Consider the following 22,540-nt stretch of genomic DNA (forward strand, 5'->3'; position numbering starts at 1 on the left):
GCGAGGCGGACGTACCGAAAGGGGCGCGGGGAACTGCGCAAAACCGCCACGCACCCGCACGGGACAGCGCACCCGCAGGGTGATCGCGACGGAGCGTGGTGGACAGGCGAGCCGTGAGGCGCACTGCGCGCCTGACAGACTGGACCACATGCGCATTGTGGTTCTGGCAGGCGGCATCGGCGGCGCCCGATTCCTCCGCGGTCTCAAGGAGACCGCACGGGAGTTCGGGGTCACCGACATCACCGTCATCGGCAACACCGGTGACGACATACACCTCTTCGGCCTGAAGGTCTGTCCGGACCTCGACACGGTGATGTACACCCTCGGCGGCGGCATCAACGAGGAACAGGGTTGGGGACGCGAGGACGAGACCTTCCGGGTCAAGGAGGAGCTCGCGGCGTACGGCGTGGGCCCCACCTGGTTCGGGCTCGGCGACCGGGACTTCGCCACCCACATCGTGCGGACGCAGATGCTGTCCGCCGGCTACCCCCTCAGCGCGGTCACCGAGGCGCTGTGCGAGCGCTGGCAACCGGGCGTGCGGCTGCTGCCCATGTCCGACGACCGGATCGAGACGCACGTGGCGATCACGGTGCCGGAGGGCGAGCCGGGCGCCGGGGAGCGCAAGGCGGTGCACTTCCAGGAGTACTGGGTCCGGCTGCGGGCCGCCGTCGACGCCCATGCCGTGGTCCCGGTCGGCGCCGACCGGGCGAAGCCGGCGCCGGGGGTCCTGGAGGCGGTGGCGGGCGCCGACGTGGTGCTGTTCCCGCCGTCGAACCCGGTGGTCAGCATCGGCACGATCCTCGCCGTGCCCGGCATCCGGGAGGCCATCGCGGAGGCCGGGGTGCCGGTGGTGGGCCTGTCCCCGATCGTCGGGGACGCACCGGTGCGCGGGATGGCCGACAAGGTCCTGGCGGCGGTCGGCGTGGAGTCCACCGCCGCGGCGGTCGCCGCGCACTACGGCTCCGGGCTGCTGGACGGCTGGCTGGTGGACACCGTCGACGCGGACTCCGTCGCCCGGGTGGAGGCCGCGGGCATCCGCTGCCGTGCGGTGCCGCTGCTCATGACGGACCTCGACGCCACCGCGCGGATGGCCCGCGAGGCGCTGACCCTCGCCGAGGAGCTGCGGGCATGAGTACGGACAGCCCCACCGGTTTCCGGGTGTGGGCGGTGCCCGGCATCGGCGAGGTGGTTGCCGGGGACGACCTGGCGAAGCTGATCGCCGCCGCCGAACCGACCCTGCGGGACGGCGACGTCGTCCTGGTCACCTCGAAGATCGTCTCCAAGGCGGAGGGCCGGGTCCTGGACGCGGTCGACCGGGAGGCGGCGATAGACGCCGAGACCGTGCGGGTGGTCGCGCGCCGCGGACCGCTGCGGATCGTGGAGAACCGGCAGGGGCTGGTGATGGCCGCCGCCGGGGTCGACGCCTCCAACACCCCGAACGGGACGGTGCTGCTGCTGCCCGAGGACCCGGACGCCTCCGCCCGTGCCGTGCGCGACGGGCTGCGGGCGGCCCTCGGGGTCGAGGTCGGCGTCCTCGTCACCGACACCGCCGGCCGGCCTTGGCGCAACGGGCTGACCGACATCGCGATCGGCGCGGCCGGCGTACGGGTCCTGGACGACCTGCGGGGCGGCACCGACCCCCACGGCAACCCGCTGACCGCCACCGTCGTGGCCACCGCGGACGAACTCGCGGCCGCCGGCGACCTGGTCAAGGGCAAGACCGCCGGGCTGCCGGTCGCCGTGGTGCGCGGGCTCGCGCACACCGTACGGGCGGACGACGCGGACGACGTACCCGGGGCGGGGGCGCGGGAGCTGGTGCGCTCCGCGCGGGACGACATGTTCCGCCTCGGCACCTCGGAGGCGGTGCGGGAGGCCGTCACCCAGCGGCGTACCGTGCGGGCGTTCACCGAGGAGCCGGTCGACCCGGGAGCGGTGCGCCGGGCGGTCGCCGCCGCGGTCACCGCGCCCGCGCCGCACCACACCACGCCCTGGCGGTTCGTGCTGCTGGAGAGCGCCGACTCGCGGCTGCGGCTGCTGGACGCCATGCGGGACGCCTGGGTCGCCGACCTGCGGCGGGACGGGAAGTCGCCCGAGTCCATCGCCCGGCGGGTGCGCCGCGGGGAGGTGCTGCGCCGGGCGCCGTACCTGGTGGTGCCCTGTCTGGTGACCGAGGGCGCCCACCACTACGGGCACGCGCGGCGGGACGCCGCCGAGCGGGAGATGTTCGTGGTCGCGATGGGCGCCGGCGTGCAGAACTTCCTCGTGGCGCTGGCCGGGGAGCGGCTGGGTTCGGCCTGGGTGTCGTCCACGATGTTCTGCCGGGACGTGGTCCGGGAGGTGCTCGGGCTGCCCGCGGACTGGGACCCGATGGGCGCGGTGGCGATCGGGCACCCGGCGGGCGAGCCGAAGGAGCGGCCGGCGCGGGAGACGGAGACGTTCATCGAGGTGCGCTGATCGGGAGCGGCGGGCGCCGTGGCGACGGTCGCCCGCCGGGCGGGGCACCATGGAACGCGGGGACCGGTTCCGTACGACCCCGGTGACGGGGAAGCGGACGAGCACAGGACGCGGGCGATGGCTGGACGTTTCGAGCAGCGGCCCACACGGGTGACCGTGCGGGGCGGTGCCGTCGGCGTGCCGTCCGCGCGGCCGGGCCGCGCCGTACCGCCCGCGACGGGCCGTACCCGGGTGTGGGCCCCCGACGGGCCGGTCGACCTGGGGCTGGTGCTCGGGCCGCTGCGGCGGGGTCCCGGCGATCCGACGTTCCGGGCGCTGGCGGACGGCTCGGTGTGGCGGGCCTGCCGTACGCCCGCCGGGCCGGGGACGCTGCGGGTGGCGCCGCGCGGAGCGGACGTCGAGGGCACCGCCTGGGGTCCGGGCGCCGAGTGGCTGCTCGACCGGCTGCCGGTGCTGCTGGGCGCGGCGGACCGGCCCGAGGAGTTCGTGCCCCGGCACCGGATCGTCGCCCACACCTGGCGACGACGGGCCGGGCTGCGGCTGGTCCGGACGGGGCTGGTGATGGAGTCGCTGATCCCGTCCGTCCTGGAGCAGAAGGTGACCGCCGACGAGGCGTACCGGGCGTGGCGGCTGCTGGTGCGGGGCTTCGGTGAGCCCGCGCCCGGTCCGGCGGGCCAGGGGGACCGGGCGCCGCTGCTGCACGTGCCGCCCGCCGCCGGCACCTGGTTGCGGGTGCCGTCCTGGGAGTGGCACCGGGCCGGGGTGGACGACAAGCGGGCGGCGACGATCCTGCGGGCGGTGCGGGTCGCCGGCCGGCTGGAGCAGGCCAGTGCGCTGGAGCCGCAGGCCGCGCGGCGGCGGCTGGAGGTGATTCCCGGGGTGGGCCCCTGGACCTCGGCGGAGGTGGTGCAGCGCAGCCACGGGGCCGCCGACTGCGTCACCGTCGGCGATCTGCACCTGCCCGGGATCATCGGGTACGCGCTGGCCGGGGACCGGGACGCGGACGACGCCGAGATGCTGCGGCTGCTGGAACCGTACGCGGGGCAGCGGCACCGGGCGGCCCGGCTCGTCCTGTTGTCCGGGCGGGTGCCCGCGCGCCGCCACCCCAAGATGCCCCGCACCGACATCGGACTGCTGTAGGGCGTCCGGCCGGTGCGGGGGCAGGGCTCACTGGTCCGAGGAGAAGCGGACCGCGCCGGCGGGCAGGGCCGCGCCGCACCACACCCGGGCGCCGTCGCGCAGTTCGTTGTCGGGGCCGACCTGGGCGTCGTCGCCGATGACGGTGTCCCGCAGGGTGGTCCGGGCGCCGATGTGGGCGCGGGCCCCGACGAGGGAGTCGGTGATGACCGTCCCGGGGGCGATGACGGCGCCCGACAGGACGGTGCTGCCGCTGATCCGGGCGCCGGCGCCGACCCGGGCGCCGTGCCCGATGACGGTGCCCCCGGTGAGTTTGGCGTCGGCGGCCACCTGTGCGGTGGGCAGCACCAGTCGGTCCCCGCAGCGGCCCGGCACCGCGGGGGACGGGGCACGGCCGAGGACCAGGTCCGCCGAGCCGCGCACGAACGCCCGGGGCGTGCCGAGGTCGAGCCAGTAGGTGGAGTCGACCATGCCCTGGAGGTGGGCGCCGGAGGCCAACAGGCCGGGGAAGGTCTCCCGTTCCACGGAGACGGGGCGCCCGGCGGGGATGGTGTCGATGACGGAGCGGCGGAACACGTACGCGCCCGCGTTGATCTGGTCGGTGACGATCTCCTGGGGGGTCTGGGGCTTCTCCAGGAACGCGGTGACCCGGCCCGTGGGGTCGGTCGGCACCAGTCCGTAGGCGCGCGGGTCGGGGACCTGGGTGAGGTGCAGGGAGACGTCGGCGCCGGATTCGGCGTGGGTGGCGAACAGGGCGCGGATGTCGAGCCCGGTGAGGATGTCCCCGTTGAAGACGGCGACGGGGTCGCCGGGGCCCGCCTGCAACCGGGTCGCGGCGTTGCGGATCGCTCCGCCGGTGCCCAGGGGTTCGCGTTCGGTGACGTACTCCAGGCGCAGCCCCAGGGCGGAACCGTCCCCGAAGTACGGTTCGAAGACCTCCGCGAGGTAGGAGGTGGCGAGCACGATGTGGTCGATGCCCGCGGCCCGGGCCCTCGCCAACTGGTGGGTCAGGAAGGGCACCCCGGCCGCCGGGACCATCGGCTTGGGGGTGTTGACCGTGAGCGGGCGCAGTCTGGTGCCCTTGCCGCCCACCAGGAGGATCGCTTCTGTCACCTGTCGTCTCTGCCTTCTGCCAGGGCCGACCGAACGCGTCGCCGGCCGGCCGGTGTGTGGACCAACCCGCCGGGCAGACGCGATCAGGGGTGACGGTGGTTGCGTGATCAGCGTCCCTGGAGGCGGGCCGCACTGCTGCGGGCGGTCCCCAACTTGCCGTAGAGGCGGGCCCCTGGGCACTCCGTGGCGAAACCGTCACGGTGACCGGAGATCACCTGGAGCCGAACCTTCTCTCCCTTTCGGTACAGATTGCCACCGCCCGAGGTCAGATATGTCTTGGCCTTCGGATTGACTCCATACAGCCCCAATTTCCAGGCCGCGACCTTGGCGATGCCCTTCACCACGGCGGCGGGCGGGGTGGTGCTGCCGTAGGAGCCGAGGACGGCGATGCCCGTGGTGTTGCTGTTGAAGCCCAGGGTGTGGGCGCCGAGCACGGCCTTGCTCACTCCCCCGGCGCGGCCCTCGTAGACGGTGCCGCACTTGTCGACCAGGAAGTTGTAGCCGATGTCGCGCCAGCCGCTGCTCACCACGTGGTAGCGGTAGATACCGCGAATGACCGAAGGCGCTTGGGAGCAGCGGTAGTTGTTGCCGGTGAAGCTGTGGTGGACGAAGGCCGCCTTGACGGAGTTGGTGTACCCGAAGCCGCTTTCCCGCAGGCTCTCGTCGGCGCCCCACTTCTTGCGGGAGACGATCTTGGGCCGGGGGGCCGTGTGGGGGCCGGCGGCGGCCGGGGCACGGGCCTGGTCGATGCCGAGGGGATCAGAGAGGTCGGAGAGGTGGGAGAGGTCGCCGAGTTCGGGGACCTCGGGGATCTCGTACGCCCCCGGGACGTCCGCGGAGGCCGCCGCCCGGCGCCCCGCAGACGCAGACGCGGACGCGGCTCCGGGCACGGCTCGGGTCCCGGTCGCGCGGTCGGGGGCGGGCTCCGGACCCGGGTCGACGAGTTCGAGGCGCAGGCCCTCGGGGAGAGGGGCGGGCCGGTGGGCGTCCTGGTGGGAGTGGCCGGTGACGCGCACCTCGACGCCGTCGCAGTCGCCGACCCACAGGGGGGCGGTGGCGCCGCGGACCCGCCCGGAGCGGGCTTCGGCGGAGCCGGGGTCGGCGGCGTGGTCGTGGCCGTGGGTGTCGGCGTGGGCGTGGACGGACCGCCAGCCGGACCAGGTGCCGGTACCGGTGGCGCGGGTGCGGACCTGCACCTCGCCGTCGAGCACGGTGCGGACGTCGTCCCAGACGACTCCGAGGAGCGAGAACGGGCGGACGTTGCGCCCCACGAGGCTCCGCTCCTGCGCAACAGGGGCCAGGGAGCGGGTGGCCGGGCGGGCCGTGAGCGGGAGGGACTGGGTGCTGCCGGGGAGCGGGGCGGGGTCGGCGGCCGGGGCACCGGGCCGGGGGCCGGGTGGCGCGGTGTCCGTGCCGCGCGGCGCGGCCTGGGCTCCGGAGGGGAGGGTGAGCGGGAAGGTCAGTGCGATCGCGCACGTGACGCCGATCGAAGAAGCAATGAATCCACGCATACGCCCGATGTTGAACATGAATACGGCGATATGTCCATCCGGGAACTGACGGGCCGTTCGATCGCGACGGGCAGCGCCCCACCCGCGCGGGGCGCACCTTCACCCGGCCGGCCCGGCTGCTTCACCCGGCCGGCCGCCCGGCCGTTCCGCCCCGTCCCGCGCGACCCCGGCGACCCCGTGCGACCACCCGAGCCGGCCGCGTAGCCTTGCGCGCGTGAACGCATCCGACCGCACCCCCGCCGACCTGCTGCGATCCGCGCTCGCCGCGGACCCGTCCCGCCCGCTGGTGACCTTCTACGACGATGCGACCGGGGAACGGGTCGAATTGTCCGTGGCGACGTTCGCCAATTGGGTGGCCAAGACCGCCAACCTGCTCCAGGGCGAACTGGGCGCGGAACCCGGTGACCGGGTCGCCCTGCTGCTCCCCGCGCACTGGCAGACCGCCGTCTGGCTGCTGGCCTGTTCCTCGGTGGGCGTCGTCGCCGACGTCGGCGGGTCGGCCGGGCGCGCCGATGTGGTGGTGGCCGGCCCCGATGCGCTGGAGACGGCGCGGGCCTGCGGCGGGGAGCGGATCGCCCTGGCGCTGCGCCCGCTCGGCGGACGTTTCCCCGTAGCGCCCGAGGGGTTCGCGGACTACGCGGTCGAGGTGCCCTCGCAGGGGGACCGGTTCGTTCCGTTCGCCCCGGTGGACCCCGCCGCCGACGCGCTGATCGTCGCGGGCGCCGAGTACTCGGGCGCCGAGGTCGTGGAACGTGCCGTCGCCGACGCCGGACGGTTCGGGATCGCCGGGCCGGGCGCCCGGGTGCTGTCGCTGCGCGGGTACGACACCTGGGACGGGCTGTCGGCCGGACTGTACGGGCCGCTCGCCGCCGGTGGCTCGGTGGTGCTGTGCCGCAACGCCGACGCACTCGACGAGGAGGCGCTCGCGAAGCGCGTCGAGGTCGAACGCGTGACCGCCACGGTGCGCTGACCGGCGCCCCGACCCCGGCCGCTCCCCCGCCGAACGGCGGCCGGAGCACCGGGGCGCCCCGAAGATCGGCACCGGATCTCCGTAGCGCACGGCTCTGCCGAACGTATGAGCCGTATTGCCCGGTTATCAAGACGTGGAATGTGTCACCGCCATCGCTCTACGCCCAATTGGGCGGATAGTGTGAGCGATCCCGGTGCCTGCGGTCGTCGCGCACCGAGCACCGAGAGACCGAGCTGCCGTGCGCCTTCGAGGGGGGTGGCGTCGCGTGGGGCCTGACGGAGGACGCTAACAACCGTGGACGCGCAAGGCCGTGGGCCGGGGGACGATGTGGACCCCGCCGACCAGTGGGTACTGAACCCGCAGACCGGTGACTACGAACTACGACTGGGCCCCTCCCCCGACCCGCCGACGGCGCCTTCCCCCCGGGGAACCGGCCGCCGCACCCCGGGCCCCCGCACCTCCCCCGACGCCCCCCGCCGCACCGGCACCGGTGACGTACCGGGCCAGCGCAGGCGCCGCGGGGCGCCGCCCCAGCCGCCGAACCGCCGCCGGGGACGTTCCGACGGCTCCGGCAAGTCGTCCCGGGGCAAGAAGGTCCTCGCCTGGACGGGCGGCGCCCTCGCCGTCGTCCTCATCGGGGCCGGCACCACCGCGTACTTCTACCTGGAGCACCTGAACGGCAACATCACCACCACCGACGTGGGCAGTGCGGGCGCCCGCGGCTTCAGCAAGGACAAGGCCGTCAACATCCTGCTGATCGGCACCGACAAGCGCACCGGTGAGGGCAACGGCGGCTACGGCGACAAGAACAGCGCCGGCCACGCCGACACCGCCCTGCTGCTCCACGTCGCGAAGGACCGGACGAACGCGACCGTGCTGAGCATCCCGCGGGACCTCATCACGGACATCCCCGACTGTCCGACCAAGCAGCCGGACGGCAGCACCGAGGTGATCCCCGGCCAGACGGCCGTACGGTTCAACACCAGCCTCGGCCAGGAGGGGCGGGACGCGGGTTGCGCGATGCGGACGGTCAAGGAGCTGACCGGCATCCAGCCCGACCACTTCATGCTCGCGGACTTCAATGCGGTGAAGACGCTGACGACGGCCGTGGGCGGGGTGGAGGTCTGCGTCGCCAAGGACGTCGACGACCCCAAGTCGCACCTCAAGCTGTCCGCCGGCAAGCACACCCTGAAGGGCGAGGACGCCCTCGCCTTCGTGCGGACCCGGCACAGCTTCGGCAACCAGGGCGACCTGGACCGCATCCAGGTCCAGCAGCAGTTCCTCGGCTCCCTGATGCGCAAGCTCAAGTCGAGCGACACGCTGACCAGCCCCAGCCGCATGCTCGACCTCGCCGAGGCGGCCACCGAGGCGCTGGAGGTGGACACCGGGATCGGCAGCATCAACAAGCTCAAGGACGTGGGCCTGGAGCTGGCGAAGGTGGACCCGAAGAACATCAGCTTCGCGACGCTGCCCGTGCTCGACAACCCCGCCGAACGCGTCAAGGCGACCGTCGTGGTGGACAGTGCCAAGGCCGACCCGCTGTTCGCGATGATCCGGGGCGACGTCTCGCTGACCGAGGTCGAGCAGCAGAAGAAGGCGAAGGCCAAGAAGGAGAAGGCCGCCCAGGCCGGACTGTTGAAGGGCCCGATGGCGGACCCCGCCGATGTACGGGTGCACATCTACAACGGCGGCGCCGAAGCGGGCTCCGCTCAGGAAACTCTCACCTACTTGCAGAACACTGGGGGCGTGCTCAAGTCCAGCCAGCTCGGGAACGCGCCGGCAGACGTCTCGAGGACCCAGCTCGCGTACGCTCCCGAACAGGCCGACCAGGCCCGCCGACTGGCGAATCTGATGGGTCTGTCCGCCTCCGCCATGAGGCCGGGCGAGAGCGAGACGAACGCACAGGGACTCCCGGCGATCGTGCTGACGCTCGGTCCGGACTTCAAGGGCGCAGGAGCAGCGATGAAACCCCCGGAGAAGGTGCCGGAGGGGGTTCAGAAGGTCGAGGCGGACAAAGCGGTCTGCGCGGAGTAACCCTTTGGGTGTCTCGGGCGTCTAACGGGATACCTGGGTTCTACGGCGGCGTGCTGGGAGGGGTGGCGAATGGGCCGAAGTGGCATGCGTGGGGAGGAGTCCCGTCCACGCGTCCGCCGCGGCGACGCGCCCGCACGGAACGGAACGGACCTCGCGGACGAGCAGCCGGGGGCGGACGCCGACGCGGCGCGGGCCCTGCGGGACCCGGAGGGCGGGGCCACCGGGGAGAGCGTCGCCGCACTCGCCGAGGACGCCCCCCGCGACCGGGCCGCGCCCCGTCGGCCCGCCGGGGGCAAGCGCCCCGCCGGCGCGGCGGGTTCCCGCCCGGGGCCCGGCGGCCCCGGTGACGGTCGGCCGGGCGGCGCGGGCCGCGGGCCGGGCGGTCGGCCGGCCCGCCGCAAGCGCCGCATACTGCGCTGGGCCGCGCTGGTCCTCTCGGTCGTCATACTCGGCACGGCCGGCGCCGGATACCTCTACTACCGCCACTTGAACGGCAACATCCGCAAGGGCGAGTTGAACATCGGCGAGCACAAGGCCCCGACCCCCACCCCGAACGCCGCGGGGCAGACCCCCCTCAACATCCTCCTCATCGGCTCGGACAGCCGGAACACCAAGGAGAACCTGCGGCTCGGCGGCTCCCGGGAGAGCGTCGGCGCGGCCCCGCTGGCCGATGTGCAGATGCTGGTGCACCTGTCCGCGGACCGCTCCAACATGTCCGTGGTCAGCATGCCCCGGGACACCCTGGTGGAGATCCCCAAGTGCACCGACCCCGAGGGCGAAGCGCACCCGGCGAGCAACGGGCGGGTGATGACCAACCAGTCGCTGGGGCGCGGTGGCGCCGGCTGCACGGTCGCCACCTGGGAGAAGCTCACCAACATCCACATCAACCACTTCATCCAGGTGGACTTCGCGGGCGTGGTCGACATGGCCGACGCGATCGGCGGCGTCCCCGTGTGCGTGGACAAGAACATCTACTCGCACACCGCCAGCAACAAGGGCTCCGGTCTGAAGCTCCCCAAGGGCACCCACTCCATCAAGGGCGAGCAGGCCCTCCAGTGGCTGCGCACCCGCTACGGCTTCGGTGACGGCAGCGACATCGGCCGGGCGAAGGCCCAGCACATGTACATGAGTTCGATGGTGCGGGAGTTGCGGAAGAACGCCACCCTCAGCAACCCCGGCAAGCTGCGGGGGCTCGCCGAGACCGCGACCCGGGCCCTCACCGTCGACAAGGGGCTCGACGACGTGATGAAGCTGTACGAACTCGGCAACGAGCTGCGCAAGGTGCCGCCGGACCGCATCACCATGACGACGATGCCGTTCGACTACCTCGGCCCGCGGGTCGTGCCCAAGCCCGGGGACGCGGAGCAGCTGTTCCGGCTGATCCGCGAGGACATCTCGCTGGACGGCAAGGACAAGAAGCGGAAGAAGGCGAAGCTGTCCGACGACCCGCCCGCGCCGGACGCCCAGATCGCCGTGCAGATCGTCAACGGCACCCGTACCGACGTGCTCGCACCGGCCGCGGGGCGCGCGTCCACGGTGGCGCAACTGCTGGCGGGCAAGGGCTTCGACCGGTCGGTCGCCGACACCCAGCGGGCGGTGTCCGAGGCCCAGACCGTGATCACGTTCCCGAGCGCGGACCTGGAGGGGGACGCCCAGCGGGTCGCCAAGGCGCTGGGCATCCCGCTGTCGTCGGTGGAGCAGTCCACCGAGGTCTCCGGGGTGACCCTGACCGTGGGCGCGGACTGGCGGGAGGGTTCCGCCTATCCGAAGGACGGCGGTCTTGACGACTCCGCGCCGAAGTCCGCGAACCTCCTGAACGGCGCCGACGAGCAGACCTGCATGGAGGTCAACCCCGGCTTCACCTACTGAGGCGACCCGGGGCGACCTGAGGCGGGGTGAACGGTGGTCCGGCCGGAGCGTCGGACCACTGTTCGTCCCGGGGGCGCCTCAGCGCCGGGAGGCGATGACGCGCTTGGCGAGGGACTTGGGGCTGGTGAGGAACCCCCAGCCCCAGGACATGTGCATGGTCGCGAGCGCCACCGGTATCCGCAGCCGCGCCCCGAACGACAGTCCCCGCCCCGCGGGCACCGACCCGGCGGCGATCGCCGCGAGGTACCCGGCGGGCACCACGAAGCCCAGCGGGGTGACCGCCGCGCCGACCACCACTCCCGCGGCGATCGCGCACACCGCGGTCGGCGGTGCGAGGTAGCGCAGGTTGATGGAGCCCGAGTGGTACCGGGCGACCACGTGCCGCCAACGGCCGTAGTCCTTGTACTGCTTGGCGAGCGCCCGCACGCTGGGCCGCGGCCGGTAGGACACCCGCAGCTCGGGCGAGAACCAGATCCCGCCGCCCGCCTCACGGATGCGGAAGTTCAGCTCCCAGTCCTGGGCGCGGATGAACTCCTCGTTGTAGCCGCCCTGTTGCTCCAGGGCCTCGCGGCGGAACACCCCGAGGTACACCGTCTCGGCGGGCCCGGCCTGACCACCGGTGTGGAAGGCCGCGTTGCCCACGCCGATCTTGGAGGTCATCGCCGCGGCGACGGCCCGCTCCCAGTCGTTCTCGCCCTCGGCGTGCATGACGCCGCCGACGTTCTGCGCCCCGGTCTCGTCCAGCAGCCGCACGGCCGTGGCGATGTAGTCCGGCGACAGCATCCCGTGCCCGTCGACACGGACGACGACCGGATGGCGGGACGCCTTGATCGCGGCGTTCAGCGCGGCCGGGGTGCGTCCCGTGGGGTTGGGCACGGTGTGCACCCGGGGGTCCTCACGGACCAGTTCGGCGGCGATCTCGTCGGTGCGGTCCTTGGACGGGCCGAGGGCGATCACCACCTCCATCTCGCCCGCGTACTCCTGGGCGAGGATGGCTCGGACGGCGCCGCGCAGATGCCGTTCCTCGTTGAGGACGGGCATGATCACGGACACGGGGGGAAGCTTCGGGGAGGGCGTGGCGTTCATCGTCCTTCACGTTACCGCGAACGGGGGACACGGTCGCGCGCCGTCCGGCCGCTGGAGCGGGCAGCATTTCCTATGGACGTACCGTCGCCTTGGCCCCACGGCCCCGGCCGGACCCGCACGGCACCGGTCCGACGGTCACGCCCGCCGAACCGCACCCGTACGCAAAGGTGTCCTTCCCGTGCCCCAGCCGCCCCGCCGTCCCGTCCGTCCCGCTCCCCCGGGCGGACGCAGACCCGCTGCCGCGGCCTCGGGACGGCGCACGAGGCGCGGCGGGCGGCCCCGCTGGGCGCGCCGCGCGGTGACGGCCCTGTCGGTGACCGTGCTGGGCGCGGCGGGCATCGGACACGCGCTGATGACGGGCATCGACGCGGAGATCCAACGGGTGGACGCCTTCAAGGACATGAAGAACCGGCCGAGCGCCGGCCACGGCACCAACTTCCTGCTCGTCGGCACCGACGGCCGGGACCGGATCACCCCCGAGGAGAAGGAGAAGTACCACCTCGGCGGGGCGCCGTGCCGCTGCACCGACACGATCATGATCGTGCACCTCTCGGCGGACCTGGAGCGGGCGAGCGTGGTGAGCCTGCCCCGGGACTCGTACGCGGAGATCCCCGAGCGCGTCGACCGGACGACCGGGAAGCGGTACGCGGCCCACCCGGTGAAGCTGAACGCGGCGTACGCGGAGGGCGGCCCGCCGCTGACCGTGCGGACGGTGGAGCACCTGACGGGAGTGAAGATCGACCACTACCTGGAGGTCGACTTCACCAGTTTCATGCGCACGGTCGACGTGGTCGGCGGGGTCCGCATCTGCGCCGCCAAACCGCTGAAGGACTCGGGCACCGGTCTCGACCTCGCGGCCGGACCGCACGAGCTGAACGGCGGGCAGGCCCTCCAGTTCGTCCGCTCCCGGCACATCGACGGCGCCGCCGACCTGGGGCGGATGCAGCGGCAGCAGACGTTCATGGCCGCGTTGATCGCCAAGGCGACCTCCTCGGGGGTCCTGCTGAACCCGGTGCGGTTCAGGGAACTCTCGCAGGCGTCGCTCGGCTCGCTGCGGGCGTCGAAGAACTTCGGCACGGACGAGATGTTGACGCTGGGCCGGGCCATGCGGGGCTTCTCGCCCTCGTCCTCGGAGTTCACGACGGTGCCGATCGAGAACGTCGCGCACCAGGTCGAGGGGCTCGGCTCCACCGTGAAGTGGAACGACGCCAAGGCGGGGCGACTGTTCGAGGCGCTGCGCGAGGACGAGCCGCTCGCCGCGCACAAGGTGCGGCGCAAGGCGGTCAGGGTGGAGGTGGCGCCGGACCAGATCCGCGTCCAGGTGGAGAACGGCACCGGTACGGCGGACCTCGGCGGCACGGTGGACACGGCCCTGCGCGGCACCGGCTTCCGGACGACGGGACGCCCCGTCGACGCGGGGCCCGCGCAGCGCACGGTCGTGCACTACGACCCGCGCTGGGACCGCTCCGTGAAGTCGCTGGCCGCGGCCCTGCCGGGGGCGGAGCTACGGCCGGAGCCGGGGCGGGGCCCGGTGATGCGGGTGGTCGCGGGCGCCGACTACCGGGGGGTCACCCGGGTCCGGGTGGCCGATCCGGCGGACTCCGGCGAGTTCGGCGCGGTGTCCGGCGACGAGGTGACCTGCGGCTGACGCGTGACCTGCGGGTACGGAACGGGCGGGCACCCGCCGGGGGTGCCCGCCCGTTCGACGGTGCGGGGTGGTGCGGGCCGGGTCAGTTGCCGGTGACGGTGATCTTGTCGCCGTTGTTCAGCTGCTCCACCAGGGTCTTGACCTTCGCCTTGTCCCAGACGAGGTTGCTGCCCCGGGAACCGGCCATCGGGATGTTCATGGAGACGCCGTCGCCGCTGGTGACGCCCTTCATGCCCCAGAACATCTCGCTGAGGTCGAACAGGCCCATGTCGTGGTCCACCACGAGGGTGCCGAGACCCGCGCCCAGCGTCGGGTAGAGCTTGAACGGGTTGAGGACCGTTCCGACCGTCGCCGTCTGGCTGGCCAGCGCGGACAGGAACTTCTGCTGGTTCTTGGTGCGGTCCAGGTCGCTGCCGAGCGCGTAGCGGGTGCGGACGAAGGCGAGCGCCTCCTGACCGTCGAGGGTCTGCTTGCCGGCCTCGAAGTCGGCGCCGGAGCGCTTGTCCTTGAAGCCCTTCTCCAGGTTCATCTCGACGCCGCCGATCGCGTCCACGATCTTCGCGAAGCCGCCGAAGCCGATCTCCGCGTAGTGGTCGATGCGCAGCCCGGTGTTGTGCTCGACGGTGCGGACGAGCAGCTCGGGGCCGTCCTCCGCGTACGCGGCGTTCAGCTTCACCCGGCGCCCGGTGTTCTCGTAGCGCTTGCCGGACTCGGAGCCCACGAACGAGGGGATCTCGACGTCCGAGTCACGGGGCAGCGAGATCATCGCGTTCCCGCTGTCCCCGACGTGCAGGATCATCATCGAGTCGGTGCGCTTGCCCTTGGCGGAGCCGGTGCGCAGGTCCTTCTTCTCCTGGTCGGACATGCCCTCGCGGCTGTCGGAACCGACGATCAGGTAGTTGGTGCCGTCGCCGTCCTTCGGACGCTCGATGACCTTGGACAGGTCGACTTCGCGCTTGAGCTTGGAGTCGGCCCAGAAGTACGTGCCGACGGAGACCACGAGCAGCAGGATGACCAGGGTGAGCGAGCCGATCTTGATGCGGCGCTTCCAGTCGGGCGCCGGGCGGGACCCGCCGCCGCCGGGGCGCAGATGGCCCTCGTCACCGCCGCCGCCCTGGCCACCCCGGCCGCCGCCCTGGGGGTTGCCGTAGACCTGGCCGGTGTTGTAGCCGCTGTCGTACTCCTGCTGGCCGTGCTGGCCGCCGCCCTGGCCCGGAGGGCCGCCGGGGTGGCCCTGCTGACCGTAGCCGTGTTGCTGCGGAACGCCACGGGGCGGTGCCGAGGGGCGTGGGCCGGGGCCCTGGCCCCGCTGGACCTGCCGCATCACGCGGGCGCTCTCGGGCCGCTCGTTCGCGCTGCCGCGGCCATATCCTTCACCGTCGCGGCTCCGGCCGCTACGCCCCTCGGGCCACTCGTTCATGGGCTAAGTGTGCCGGCTCACAGCGGTGTACTGACAGGGCGGACGGAAACTCGGGGCAGCGCTGTTGCAGAGCTGATGCAATCTTGACCGTCTCCGGTCATCTGGTGGGGTGCGCGGTGGTTGCCCGCGCAGTTCCCCGCGCCCCTTTCGGTACGTCCACCTGGCGGTGCGCTGGGCCTGTGCGGTGCGCGGTGCGATTCGCGCAGTTCCCCGCGCCCCTGTCGGGCACCTCCACCTGGCGGTGCGCTGGGCCTGTGCGGGTGCGCTGTGGTTGCTCGCGCAGTTCCTCGCGCCCCTGAGCAGGTGCGATCCGCTGGCCGTGCGCTGTCCTGTGCGGTGCGCTGGTGCTTCGCGCAGTTCCCCGCGCCCCTATCGGGGCGCCTCTGCCTGGAGGTGCGCTGGCCTGTGCGGGTGCGCCCTGTCGGGTGGGAGCGGCGGGTAGCGACCGAGATCCAGGGGCGCGGGGAACTGCGCAACAACCCAGTGCACCGCACAGAACAACGCACCACCAGGTGGACGCACCAGAAAGGGGCGCGGGGAACTGCGCGGGCAACCACAGCGCACCCGATGGGCGGCACGGCGCACGCCATACAGTGGAGGGCATGACAGCACAGCCCCCTGCCGTGGAGCCCGGCGACCCCGGCGCCCACGGCGCCCCCAGCGTTGCCGGCAAGCCCACCTCCGCCTCCCGGACGACGCTCAGCCACATCATGACCCACAACGACACCAACCTCCTGGGTACCGTGCACGGCGGCGTGATCATGAAACTGGTCGACGACGCGGCGGGAGCGGTCGCGGGACGGCACTCCGGCGGCCCGGCGGTCACCGCGTCCATGGACGAGATGGTGTTCCTGGAGCCGGTCAGGGTCGGTGACCTGGTCCATGTGAAGGCACAGGTCAACTGGACCGGGCGGACCTCCATGGAGGTAGGCGTCCGGGTCATGGCGGAACGTTGGAACGAGTCGACGACCGCCACGCAGGTCGGCTCCGCGTACCTGGTGTTCACGGCGGTCGACGCGGACGGCAAGCCCCGGATCGTGCCGCCGGTGGAGCCGGAGACCGAGCGGGACCGGCGGCGCCACCAGGAGGCCCAGATCCGCCGCACCCACCGGCTCGCGCGCCGCGAGGCGATCCGTGAGCTGCGGGCCCGCCGGACAGCGAACGGGATCGTCGACTGACCCGGTGCGCTCGGCGGCGCCGGCCTCCTGTTTCGGCGCCGCCCGGACGGCGCGCCGCTCAGGCCCCCGGCCGGCGGCTGCCCCGGAACGCCGACTCCAGTGCGGCGGCCTGACTGAGGGCCGCCGGTACGCGTAGCGCGTGCGCCTCACAGGCGTACACGTCCAGGCCGGGACCGCTGGCGCTGTGCACCTCCTCCACCAGTACGGGTTTCTCGGTCAGGGCGCCGCATCGGTAGCAGTACTGAGGGTTCATGGAGAAAGCCTCGGCCTGGACGCGCGACAGCTCAAGGGGGTTGCAGAAGCTCGCTGACATTCACCCGTTTGCGCGCGTCGAACATGCTCGTTGCGCACGTTCGGCTCAGCCGGCGCGCAGACGTGCGGTCTGCACGGCGCCGACGTCCGTGGTGCGTTGCAGATATCGCTCGACGACGGCGAGCTCGTCTTCGGTGAAGTCGTCCAGGGCGCGGTCGAAGGCTTCGCCGGGGGCTTCCCAGGCCGCCTCGATCTCGGGGTTGCGGTCGGGAGTGAGGGTGACGAGCATCTTGCGCCGGTCGCGGGCGTCCGGATGGCGTTCGGCGAGGCCTGCCTTCTGGAGGCGGTCGACCAGGCGGGTGGCGGATCCGGAGGTGAGGCCGGTCAGCTCCGCGATCTCCCCGGTGGTGCGGGGGCCGGGCTCCAGGACCAGCAGGCTCACGCACTGCAGATCGGTGGGGTGCAGGCCGAGGCGCTCGGCCATGGCCTGGTTGAACAGCGTGTAGGCGGCGTGGTGGCGCCGGGCCGTCGCGGTGACCGCCGCGACCAGTTCCCCGCGATTTCTGTTTGACATGGGATCATCCTCGCGCCCTAATTGTATCTGCGTCACACAGATGATGCGTGGTGCAGATTCAATTCGAGTCCTTTCCCCATGTCCAGGGAGAACCATGGCCGACCACACCCCCGACCAGTTACGCGCCCTCCACCACCGCTGGAGCGAGCTGTGGCGCGGCGACTTCAGCCACGCCGGGGAGATCCTCGACCCCGACTTCGTCGTCCACCAGGCCCGCCCCGACGGCAGCGACTCCGAGGCCGTCACCGGCCCCGGGCGTCTGCTGCCCGAGATCGAGCAGACCATGGCCGCCTTCGGCGACATCACCGTCACCGTCGATCTCGGCCCGCTCGTCGACGGCGACCTGATCTCCGCCCGCTGGACCATGCGCGCCGCCTACACCGGCGGCATCCCCCGGGCCACCGCCCCCGTCGGCACGAAGATCTCCTTCAGCGGCAACGACATCCTGCGCGTCCGCGACGGCCGGTTCGTCGAGTACTGGACCTGCACCGACATCCTCGACGGCCTGTCCCAGCTCGGCGCGATCTCCGGCCCCAACGGCCCCGCCCACCACTGAACCGGCCGGACCGGGGCCGGACACGACCCCGCCCCCGGTGCCGAGGGCGGCCGGGGGCGGGGGTGGTGCGAGGGACGGGGTCAGAGGAGACCCAGGGCGCGGACCGCTTCGCGCTCCTCGGCGAGTTCCTTGACCGAGGCGTCGATGCGGGCGCGGGAGAACTCGTTGACGTCGAGGCCCTGGACGATCTCGTAGGCGCCGTCCTTCGTGGTGACCGGGAAGGAGGAGATGAGACCCTCGGGGACGCCGTAGGAACCGTCGGACGGGATGCCCATGGAGGTCCAGTCGCCGTCGGCGGTGCCGTTGACCCAGGTGTGGACGTGGTCGATGGCGGCGTTCGCGGCGGAGGCGGCGGACGAGGCGCCACGGGCCTCGATGATCGCGGCACCGCGCTTGGCGACGGTCGGGATGAACGCGTCGGCCAGCCACTTCTCGTCGTTCACGAGCTCGGCGGCGTTCTTGCCGCCGACCGTCGCGTGGAAGATGTCCGGGTACTGGGTGGCGGAGTGGTTGCCCCAGATGGTGAGCCGCTTGATGTCGGCGACCGTGGAGCCCGTCTTCTTCGCGAGCTGGGTCAGCGCGCGGTTGTGGTCGAGGCGGGTCATCGCGGTGAAGCGCTCGGCCGGTACGTCCGGGGCGGCGGCCTGGGCGATCAGGGCGTTGGTGTTGGCCGGGTTGCCCACGACGAGGACCTTGATGTCGTCGGCGGCGTGGTCGTTGATGGCCTTGCCCTGGGGCTTGAAGATGCCGCCGTTGGCCTCCAGCAGGTCACCGCGCTCCATGCCCTTGGTGCGGGGGCGGGCGCCGACCAGGAGGGCGACGTTGGCACCGGCGAAGGCGACGTTGGGGTCGTCGCTGATGTCGATGCCCTGGAGCAGCGGGAAGGCGCAGTCGTCCAGTTCCATCGCGGTGCCCTCGGCGGCCTTGAGCGCCGGGGTGATCTCCAGGAGCCGCAGCCGGACCGGCACGTCCGCGCCGAGGAGCTGGCCGGAGGCGATGCGGAAGAGCAGGGCGTAACCGATCTGGCCGGCTCCGCCGGTGACGGTGACGTTCACGGGAGTGCGGGTCATGGCGTTCTCCGTATGACAGCTGGCGGTGGGGCGTCCCTGCCCCGGAAACGGGACCCCGTGCGAGCGCCCACGTGATCGATCAGCGGTCCCGATGATCGATCTCTTGGCGTCAAGAGAGATCCAGCGGTCAGGCTATCGCGCTCCGGCGGTCCCGGATCGGCGGGGCCGTGTGGCCCGTCCCACAGCCGGGGCGGGGGCCCCGCGGACGGCTGGTTCCGTGCTGTGCGGGGCCCGGCGGTCGGTGGTTCGGGGGCTGCGCGCCGGGCCGAGCGGTTCGTGCGGAGCGCGGACGGGCGGGGGTGAAACGGGGGCGGCGGGCGGTGTGGGGTGGGCGGCCGTCCGCTCAGGGGGGGGAGAGCGGACGGCCGCCTCGGGGGTGGTGGCCGCTCCCGTGGGGGTATTCCTCCGTGTGCCCGGTGGTGTCCGTTCCATGCACGTTCCGCGCGTCGGTTTCCGTGCGGGCTCCGCAAGGGGCGCCGGACGGCTCCCCGGCGGCGGGTGACGGTCGGGGCGCGCGGCGCGAATTCGGCCGGAATGCAGTGACCACACGGGCCCGCCCCGGGGCCCGTGCGGTCGGTGGGACGCGGGTCGACCTACGGGGTGCAGCCCTCCGTGGCCGCCTGGACGGTGGCGCACGCCTTGGCGTCGCCGGCCTTCTTGACCGCCACCATCGCGGTGTAGGCGTCGGTGTCCGGCGTGGTGCCCACCGTGCTGAGCTGCTTCTTGGCGCCCGGCGCCGCTATCTCTATGGTGTCGCCGTCCGCGGCCTGGGTGATCCGCGCCCATGCGGACTCGCAGGTCTTGCTGTAGCGGACCTCGACCGTGGAGGTGCCGACCCGGATGGTGGCCGTGGTGCGTGCGTACTCGCCGCCGCAGCCCATGGTCTCCGGGTCCTTGCCGGTGCAGTCCGTGCCGCTGCACTCGACCCCGGCCGGCAGCGGCTTCTTGCTGACCTTGGCGGCGGGGGACGGCTTGGCCTCCGCGTCGTCGTCGCCGTCGAAGGCGCCCGCGAAGTAGAAGGCCGCCGCGATCACGACCAGCGCGCCGACGGCTCCCGCGAGGAACATCGTGGTGCGTCGCTTGCCCGCGGCGCCGGGGCGCTGTCGCGGCGGTCGACCGCCGGGAGGGCCGCTCCCCGGACCGCCGGGGCCACCGAACGGACCGCCGGGGCCCGCGACCTGCGGGGCGGGGCCGCCGCCGTGGGCGGGGCGGCGGGTGGCGGGGCCGTTGGGGACGGCTCCGCCGAGGGGGCCCTGGTAGCGGACGCTCTGGAAGGTGACGTCATTGCCGGAGGGAGGAGTGTCGGAGGAGGTCGCGGGGCCGCCGGAGAAGCCGAGGGCCCCGTCCGCGGCGGGCCGGCCGGGGGCTCCGGTGCGCGGACCGCGGGCGGCGTGCGCACCGCCCCGGGCGCCGGGGGCGCGGCCCGCGGGTCCGGTCGGGCCGGCGGGGCGCCCGGCGGTTCCCCGGTGGGCGGCGCGACCGCCCCGGACGTCGGTGCCCCCGGTCTCGCCGAGCGCGGCCCGCGCCTGGGAGATGCGGATGGCCTCCATCGTCATGTCGTGGCGCATCTCGGAGCGGCTCCAGGCCCGTTCCGCGAGCTCCCACAGCGTCGTCAGGTGGACCGGGTTGGTGCCGGTGACCTCGGCGAGCGCGACGATCGCGCCCTTCGGGGCGAGCAACCGACCGTTGAGGTAACGCTCCCAGGAGGTCTTGCTGTAGCCCGTGCGGTCCGAGACCGCCGCGATGCTCAGACCGCTGCGGTCGACCAGCCTGCGGAGCTGCCCCGTGAACTCCTTGACCTGTGGGTCGAGTTCTTCCGGCAATTCCTTCCAACGAGGCATTGTGTCCCCCTATCCCCCTGAACGTACCGGTACGCCGTCGCCGTCGCTGTGCGTACCCGTGAACCCACGAGCCCGCGGCCCATCCCGGTCTGGCTACCCACAGGGATGCCCGGGGCGGGAACATCAGTTCCCCACCCGGGGGCGCACGGAAGCGTTCGAACCACCCTGCATGCGCCTCTCGCGCGCGGGTGGTCCGCTGCCTGCGCGCCAGTGTCCCACCGTCGGGGCCGTCCGCGATACGGAACCCGGCGTTCGGTTTCGACGGTCGTGGTGACGGGCCGACACCCGGTCCATGGCGGCTTACCGCCGGTCACCGTACCGCGCCCGCGGCCCGTGCGCAGGGGGTGTGTGCGATTTCGAACCGCGGTCGACGCCCGGAGCCGTCGGCGCACGGGGTGCGGACACGACGGCGGCCCGCACCCGGGTGGGGGTACGGGCCGCGAGCGGGCCGGGGCTACGCCTTGATGGTGAAGTGGAGCACGTCTTCGAGGAACGGGACGTCCAGCAACGGTTTGGGCTGGGTCATCAGCGCCAGCAGCACGATCGCCCCGCCGAGCACCCCGTAAGTGATCATGTCCGTGAAGCGTGAGCGGACCGCCAGCATGCCCACCGACGGCAGTACCCAGCGCAGCAGCCCGGCCGCGAGCAGCGCGCCCCCGATCAGCAGCGCGCCGACCCGGGAGGCGTCGAGCCCGGTGAGCAGCAGCCCCGCTCCGACCGAACCGAGCACGACGAGCATCGGCCACTGGCGGGCGGGGGCCGGCGCGCCACCGGGGGCCGTCCGGCCGCCGCCCTCGGGACGGGCGGTGTCCCGGGTCAGGGAGAAACGGCGGTTGCGGACCTTGGCGACGGGCGCACCCGGGACCGGGCCGGTGGCGCCCTCGGCGCCAGGCACGGCGCGGGGGGCGTCAGCCGACACCGTTCGCGTTCCGTTCCGCCGCCTCGACGACGTTGACGAGGAGCTGGGCGCGGGTCATCGGTCCGACGCCGCCCGGGTTCGGGGACAGCCAGCCCGCGACCTCGGCGACACCGGGGTGCACATCGCCGACGATCTTCCCGGTCTCGTCGCGGGAGACCCCGACGTCCAGGACGGCGGCGCCCGGCTTCACGTCCTCCGGCTTGATCAGGTGCGGAACGCCCGCCGCGGCCACGATGATGTCGGCGCGCCGCAAGTGGGCGGCGAGGTCACGGGTACCGGTGTGGCACTGGGTGACGGTGGCGTTCTCGGAGCGGCGGGTCAGCAGCAGCGGCATGGGGCGGCCGATGGTGACCCCGCGGCCCACGACGACGACCTCGGCGCCGTTGATCTCGACCCCGTGCTGGCGCAGCAGCCGGACGATGCCGAACGGGGTGCAGGGCAGCGGGGCCGGCTCGCCCAGGACCAGTCGGCCCAGGTTCGTCGGGTGGAGGCCGTCCGCGTCCTTGGCCGGGTCCATGAGTTCGAGGACGCGGTTCTCGTCGATCCCCTTCGGCAACGGGAGCTGGACGATGTAACCGGTGCACGTCGGGTCGTCGTTCAGCTCGCGGACGACCGCCTCGACCTCCTCCTGCGTGGCGGTGGCGGGCAACTCGCGCTGGAGGGAGGCGATGCCGACCTGCGCACAGTCGCGGTGCTTGCCGGCCACGTACTTCTGACTGCCCGGGTCGTCGCCGACCAGGACCGTTCCGAGCCCGGGCGTCACGCCCCGCTCCTTGAGGGCCGCCACGCGGACGGCCAGTTCGGACTTGATCGCTGCTGCGGTGGCCTTGCCATCGAGAATCTGGGCGGTCATGGCCCCATCTTCGCGGATGGCACGGGCCGGGTTCCAATCCGGTGGGTGCGGCCCG

General features: G+C 73.0%; 19 protein-coding genes. 9 read left to right on the forward strand and 10 right to left on the reverse strand.

Going from position 1 to position 22,540, the window contains the following annotated elements:
• Window positions 1-148: 148 nt before the first annotated feature.
• The 3 genes from cofD (at window position 149) to ACFV88_RS22240 (ending at window position 3,594) form a co-directional block, all read left to right on the forward strand.
• Window positions 149-1,132, forward strand: coding sequence for a 2-phospho-L-lactate transferase (gene cofD / locus ACFV88_RS22230; RefSeq protein ID WP_385493469.1), 984 nt, complete (start codon window positions 149-151; stop codon window positions 1,130-1,132).
• The gene (locus tag ACFV88_RS22235) at window positions 1,129-2,454 is read left to right on the forward strand and encodes a coenzyme F420-0:L-glutamate ligase (protein WP_385493470.1); all 1,326 of its coding nucleotides are present in this window, start codon (window positions 1,129-1,131) and stop codon (window positions 2,452-2,454) included. The genes cofD and ACFV88_RS22235 overlap by 4 nt, the downstream gene beginning before the upstream one ends.
• A 117-nt stretch (window positions 2,455-2,571) precedes the next feature.
• Window positions 2,572-3,594, forward strand: coding sequence for a DNA-3-methyladenine glycosylase family protein (locus tag ACFV88_RS22240; protein WP_385493471.1), 1,023 nt, complete (start codon window positions 2,572-2,574; stop codon window positions 3,592-3,594).
• 27 nt (window positions 3,595-3,621) lie between these two features.
• On the opposite strand, the gene ACFV88_RS22245 is transcribed toward ACFV88_RS22240, so the two are convergent.
• Window positions 3,622-4,704, reverse strand: coding sequence for a sugar phosphate nucleotidyltransferase (locus tag ACFV88_RS22245; RefSeq protein WP_385493473.1), 1,083 nt, complete (start codon window positions 4,702-4,704; stop codon window positions 3,622-3,624).
• A 107-nt stretch (window positions 4,705-4,811) separates the two neighbouring features.
• Window positions 4,812-6,215, reverse strand: coding sequence for a peptidoglycan recognition protein (locus tag ACFV88_RS22250; protein ID WP_385493474.1), 1,404 nt, complete (start codon window positions 6,213-6,215; stop codon window positions 4,812-4,814).
• A 214-nt stretch (window positions 6,216-6,429) separates the two neighbouring features.
• On the opposite strand from ACFV88_RS22250, the gene ACFV88_RS22255 reads away from it, so the two are divergent.
• The 3 genes from ACFV88_RS22255 (at window position 6,430) to ACFV88_RS22265 (ending at window position 11,088) form a co-directional block, all read left to right on the forward strand.
• Window positions 6,430-7,185: a TIGR03089 family protein gene (locus ACFV88_RS22255; RefSeq protein ID WP_385493475.1), complete on the forward strand. Its 756-nt coding sequence runs from the start codon at window positions 6,430-6,432 to the stop codon at window positions 7,183-7,185.
• Window positions 7,186-7,479: 294 nt separating this feature from the next.
• Window positions 7,480-9,219, forward strand: coding sequence for an LCP family protein (locus tag ACFV88_RS22260; protein ID WP_385493476.1), 1,740 nt, complete (start codon window positions 7,480-7,482; stop codon window positions 9,217-9,219).
• Between the two features lie 84 nt (window positions 9,220-9,303).
• Window positions 9,304-11,088 (forward strand): LCP family protein, encoded by a 1,785-nt coding sequence (locus tag ACFV88_RS22265; RefSeq protein WP_385493477.1) that lies wholly within the window; start codon window positions 9,304-9,306, stop codon window positions 11,086-11,088.
• A gap of 78 nt (window positions 11,089-11,166) precedes the next feature.
• On the opposite strand, the gene ACFV88_RS22270 is transcribed toward ACFV88_RS22265, so the two are convergent.
• Window positions 11,167-12,174 carry a glycosyltransferase family 2 protein gene (locus tag ACFV88_RS22270; protein WP_385493480.1) on the reverse strand — a complete coding sequence of 336 codons (1,008 nt, stop codon included), beginning with the start codon at window positions 12,172-12,174 and terminating at the stop codon, window positions 11,167-11,169.
• Between the two features lie 178 nt (window positions 12,175-12,352).
• On the opposite strand from ACFV88_RS22270, the gene ACFV88_RS22275 reads away from it, so the two are divergent.
• Window positions 12,353-13,822, forward strand: a complete 1,470-nt coding sequence (locus ACFV88_RS22275) for an LCP family protein (protein ID WP_385493481.1) — start codon at window positions 12,353-12,355, stop codon at window positions 13,820-13,822.
• 82 nt (window positions 13,823-13,904) lie between these two features.
• On the opposite strand, the gene ACFV88_RS22280 is transcribed toward ACFV88_RS22275, so the two are convergent.
• Window positions 13,905-15,242 carry an LCP family protein gene (locus tag ACFV88_RS22280; protein ID WP_385493482.1) on the reverse strand — a complete coding sequence of 446 codons (1,338 nt, stop codon included), beginning with the start codon at window positions 15,240-15,242 and terminating at the stop codon, window positions 13,905-13,907.
• Between the two features lie 602 nt (window positions 15,243-15,844).
• On the opposite strand from ACFV88_RS22280, the gene ACFV88_RS22285 reads away from it, so the two are divergent.
• On the forward strand, window positions 15,845-16,420 hold the full coding sequence (locus tag ACFV88_RS22285) for an acyl-CoA thioesterase (protein WP_385493483.1): 576 nt from the start codon (window positions 15,845-15,847) through the stop codon (window positions 16,418-16,420).
• 58 nt (window positions 16,421-16,478) lie between these two features.
• On the opposite strand, the gene ACFV88_RS22290 is transcribed toward ACFV88_RS22285, so the two are convergent.
• Complete coding sequence (locus ACFV88_RS22290) at window positions 16,479-16,673, reverse strand: hypothetical protein (protein WP_385493484.1); 195 nt, start codon at window positions 16,671-16,673, stop codon at window positions 16,479-16,481.
• Window positions 16,674-16,778: 105 nt separating this feature from the next.
• Window positions 16,779-17,246, reverse strand: a complete 468-nt coding sequence (locus tag ACFV88_RS22295) for a MarR family winged helix-turn-helix transcriptional regulator (RefSeq protein WP_385493485.1) — start codon at window positions 17,244-17,246, stop codon at window positions 16,779-16,781.
• Window positions 17,247-17,340: 94 nt separating this feature from the next.
• On the opposite strand from ACFV88_RS22295, the gene ACFV88_RS22300 reads away from it, so the two are divergent.
• A complete protein-coding gene (locus tag ACFV88_RS22300; protein ID WP_385493486.1) occupies window positions 17,341-17,802 on the forward strand; it encodes an ester cyclase in 462 nt (153 codons plus the stop codon).
• An 80-nt stretch (window positions 17,803-17,882) separates the two neighbouring features.
• On the opposite strand, the gene ACFV88_RS22305 is transcribed toward ACFV88_RS22300, so the two are convergent.
• The 4 genes from ACFV88_RS22305 to ACFV88_RS22320 form a co-directional block, all read right to left on the reverse strand.
• Window positions 17,883-18,872 (reverse strand): malate dehydrogenase, encoded by a 990-nt coding sequence (locus tag ACFV88_RS22305; RefSeq protein WP_385493488.1) that lies wholly within the window; start codon window positions 18,870-18,872, stop codon window positions 17,883-17,885.
• Window positions 18,873-19,465: 593 nt separating this feature from the next.
• On the reverse strand, window positions 19,466-20,713 hold the full coding sequence (locus tag ACFV88_RS22310) for a DUF2690 domain-containing protein (protein WP_385493489.1): 1,248 nt from the start codon (window positions 20,711-20,713) through the stop codon (window positions 19,466-19,468).
• Window positions 20,714-21,167: 454 nt separating this feature from the next.
• Complete coding sequence (locus tag ACFV88_RS22315; RefSeq protein WP_385493490.1) at window positions 21,168-21,632, reverse strand: DUF3017 domain-containing protein; 465 nt, start codon at window positions 21,630-21,632, stop codon at window positions 21,168-21,170.
• Window positions 21,622-22,485, reverse strand: coding sequence for a bifunctional methylenetetrahydrofolate dehydrogenase/methenyltetrahydrofolate cyclohydrolase (locus ACFV88_RS22320; protein WP_385493491.1), 864 nt, complete (start codon window positions 22,483-22,485; stop codon window positions 21,622-21,624). The genes ACFV88_RS22315 and ACFV88_RS22320 overlap by 11 nt, the downstream gene beginning before the upstream one ends.
• Window positions 22,486-22,540: the final 55 nt, after the last annotated feature.

Origin of the sequence: Streptomyces sp. NPDC059816, assembly GCF_042732055.1 — a bacterium.
Taxonomy (GTDB): Bacteria; Actinomycetota; Actinomycetes; order Streptomycetales; family Streptomycetaceae; genus Streptomyces.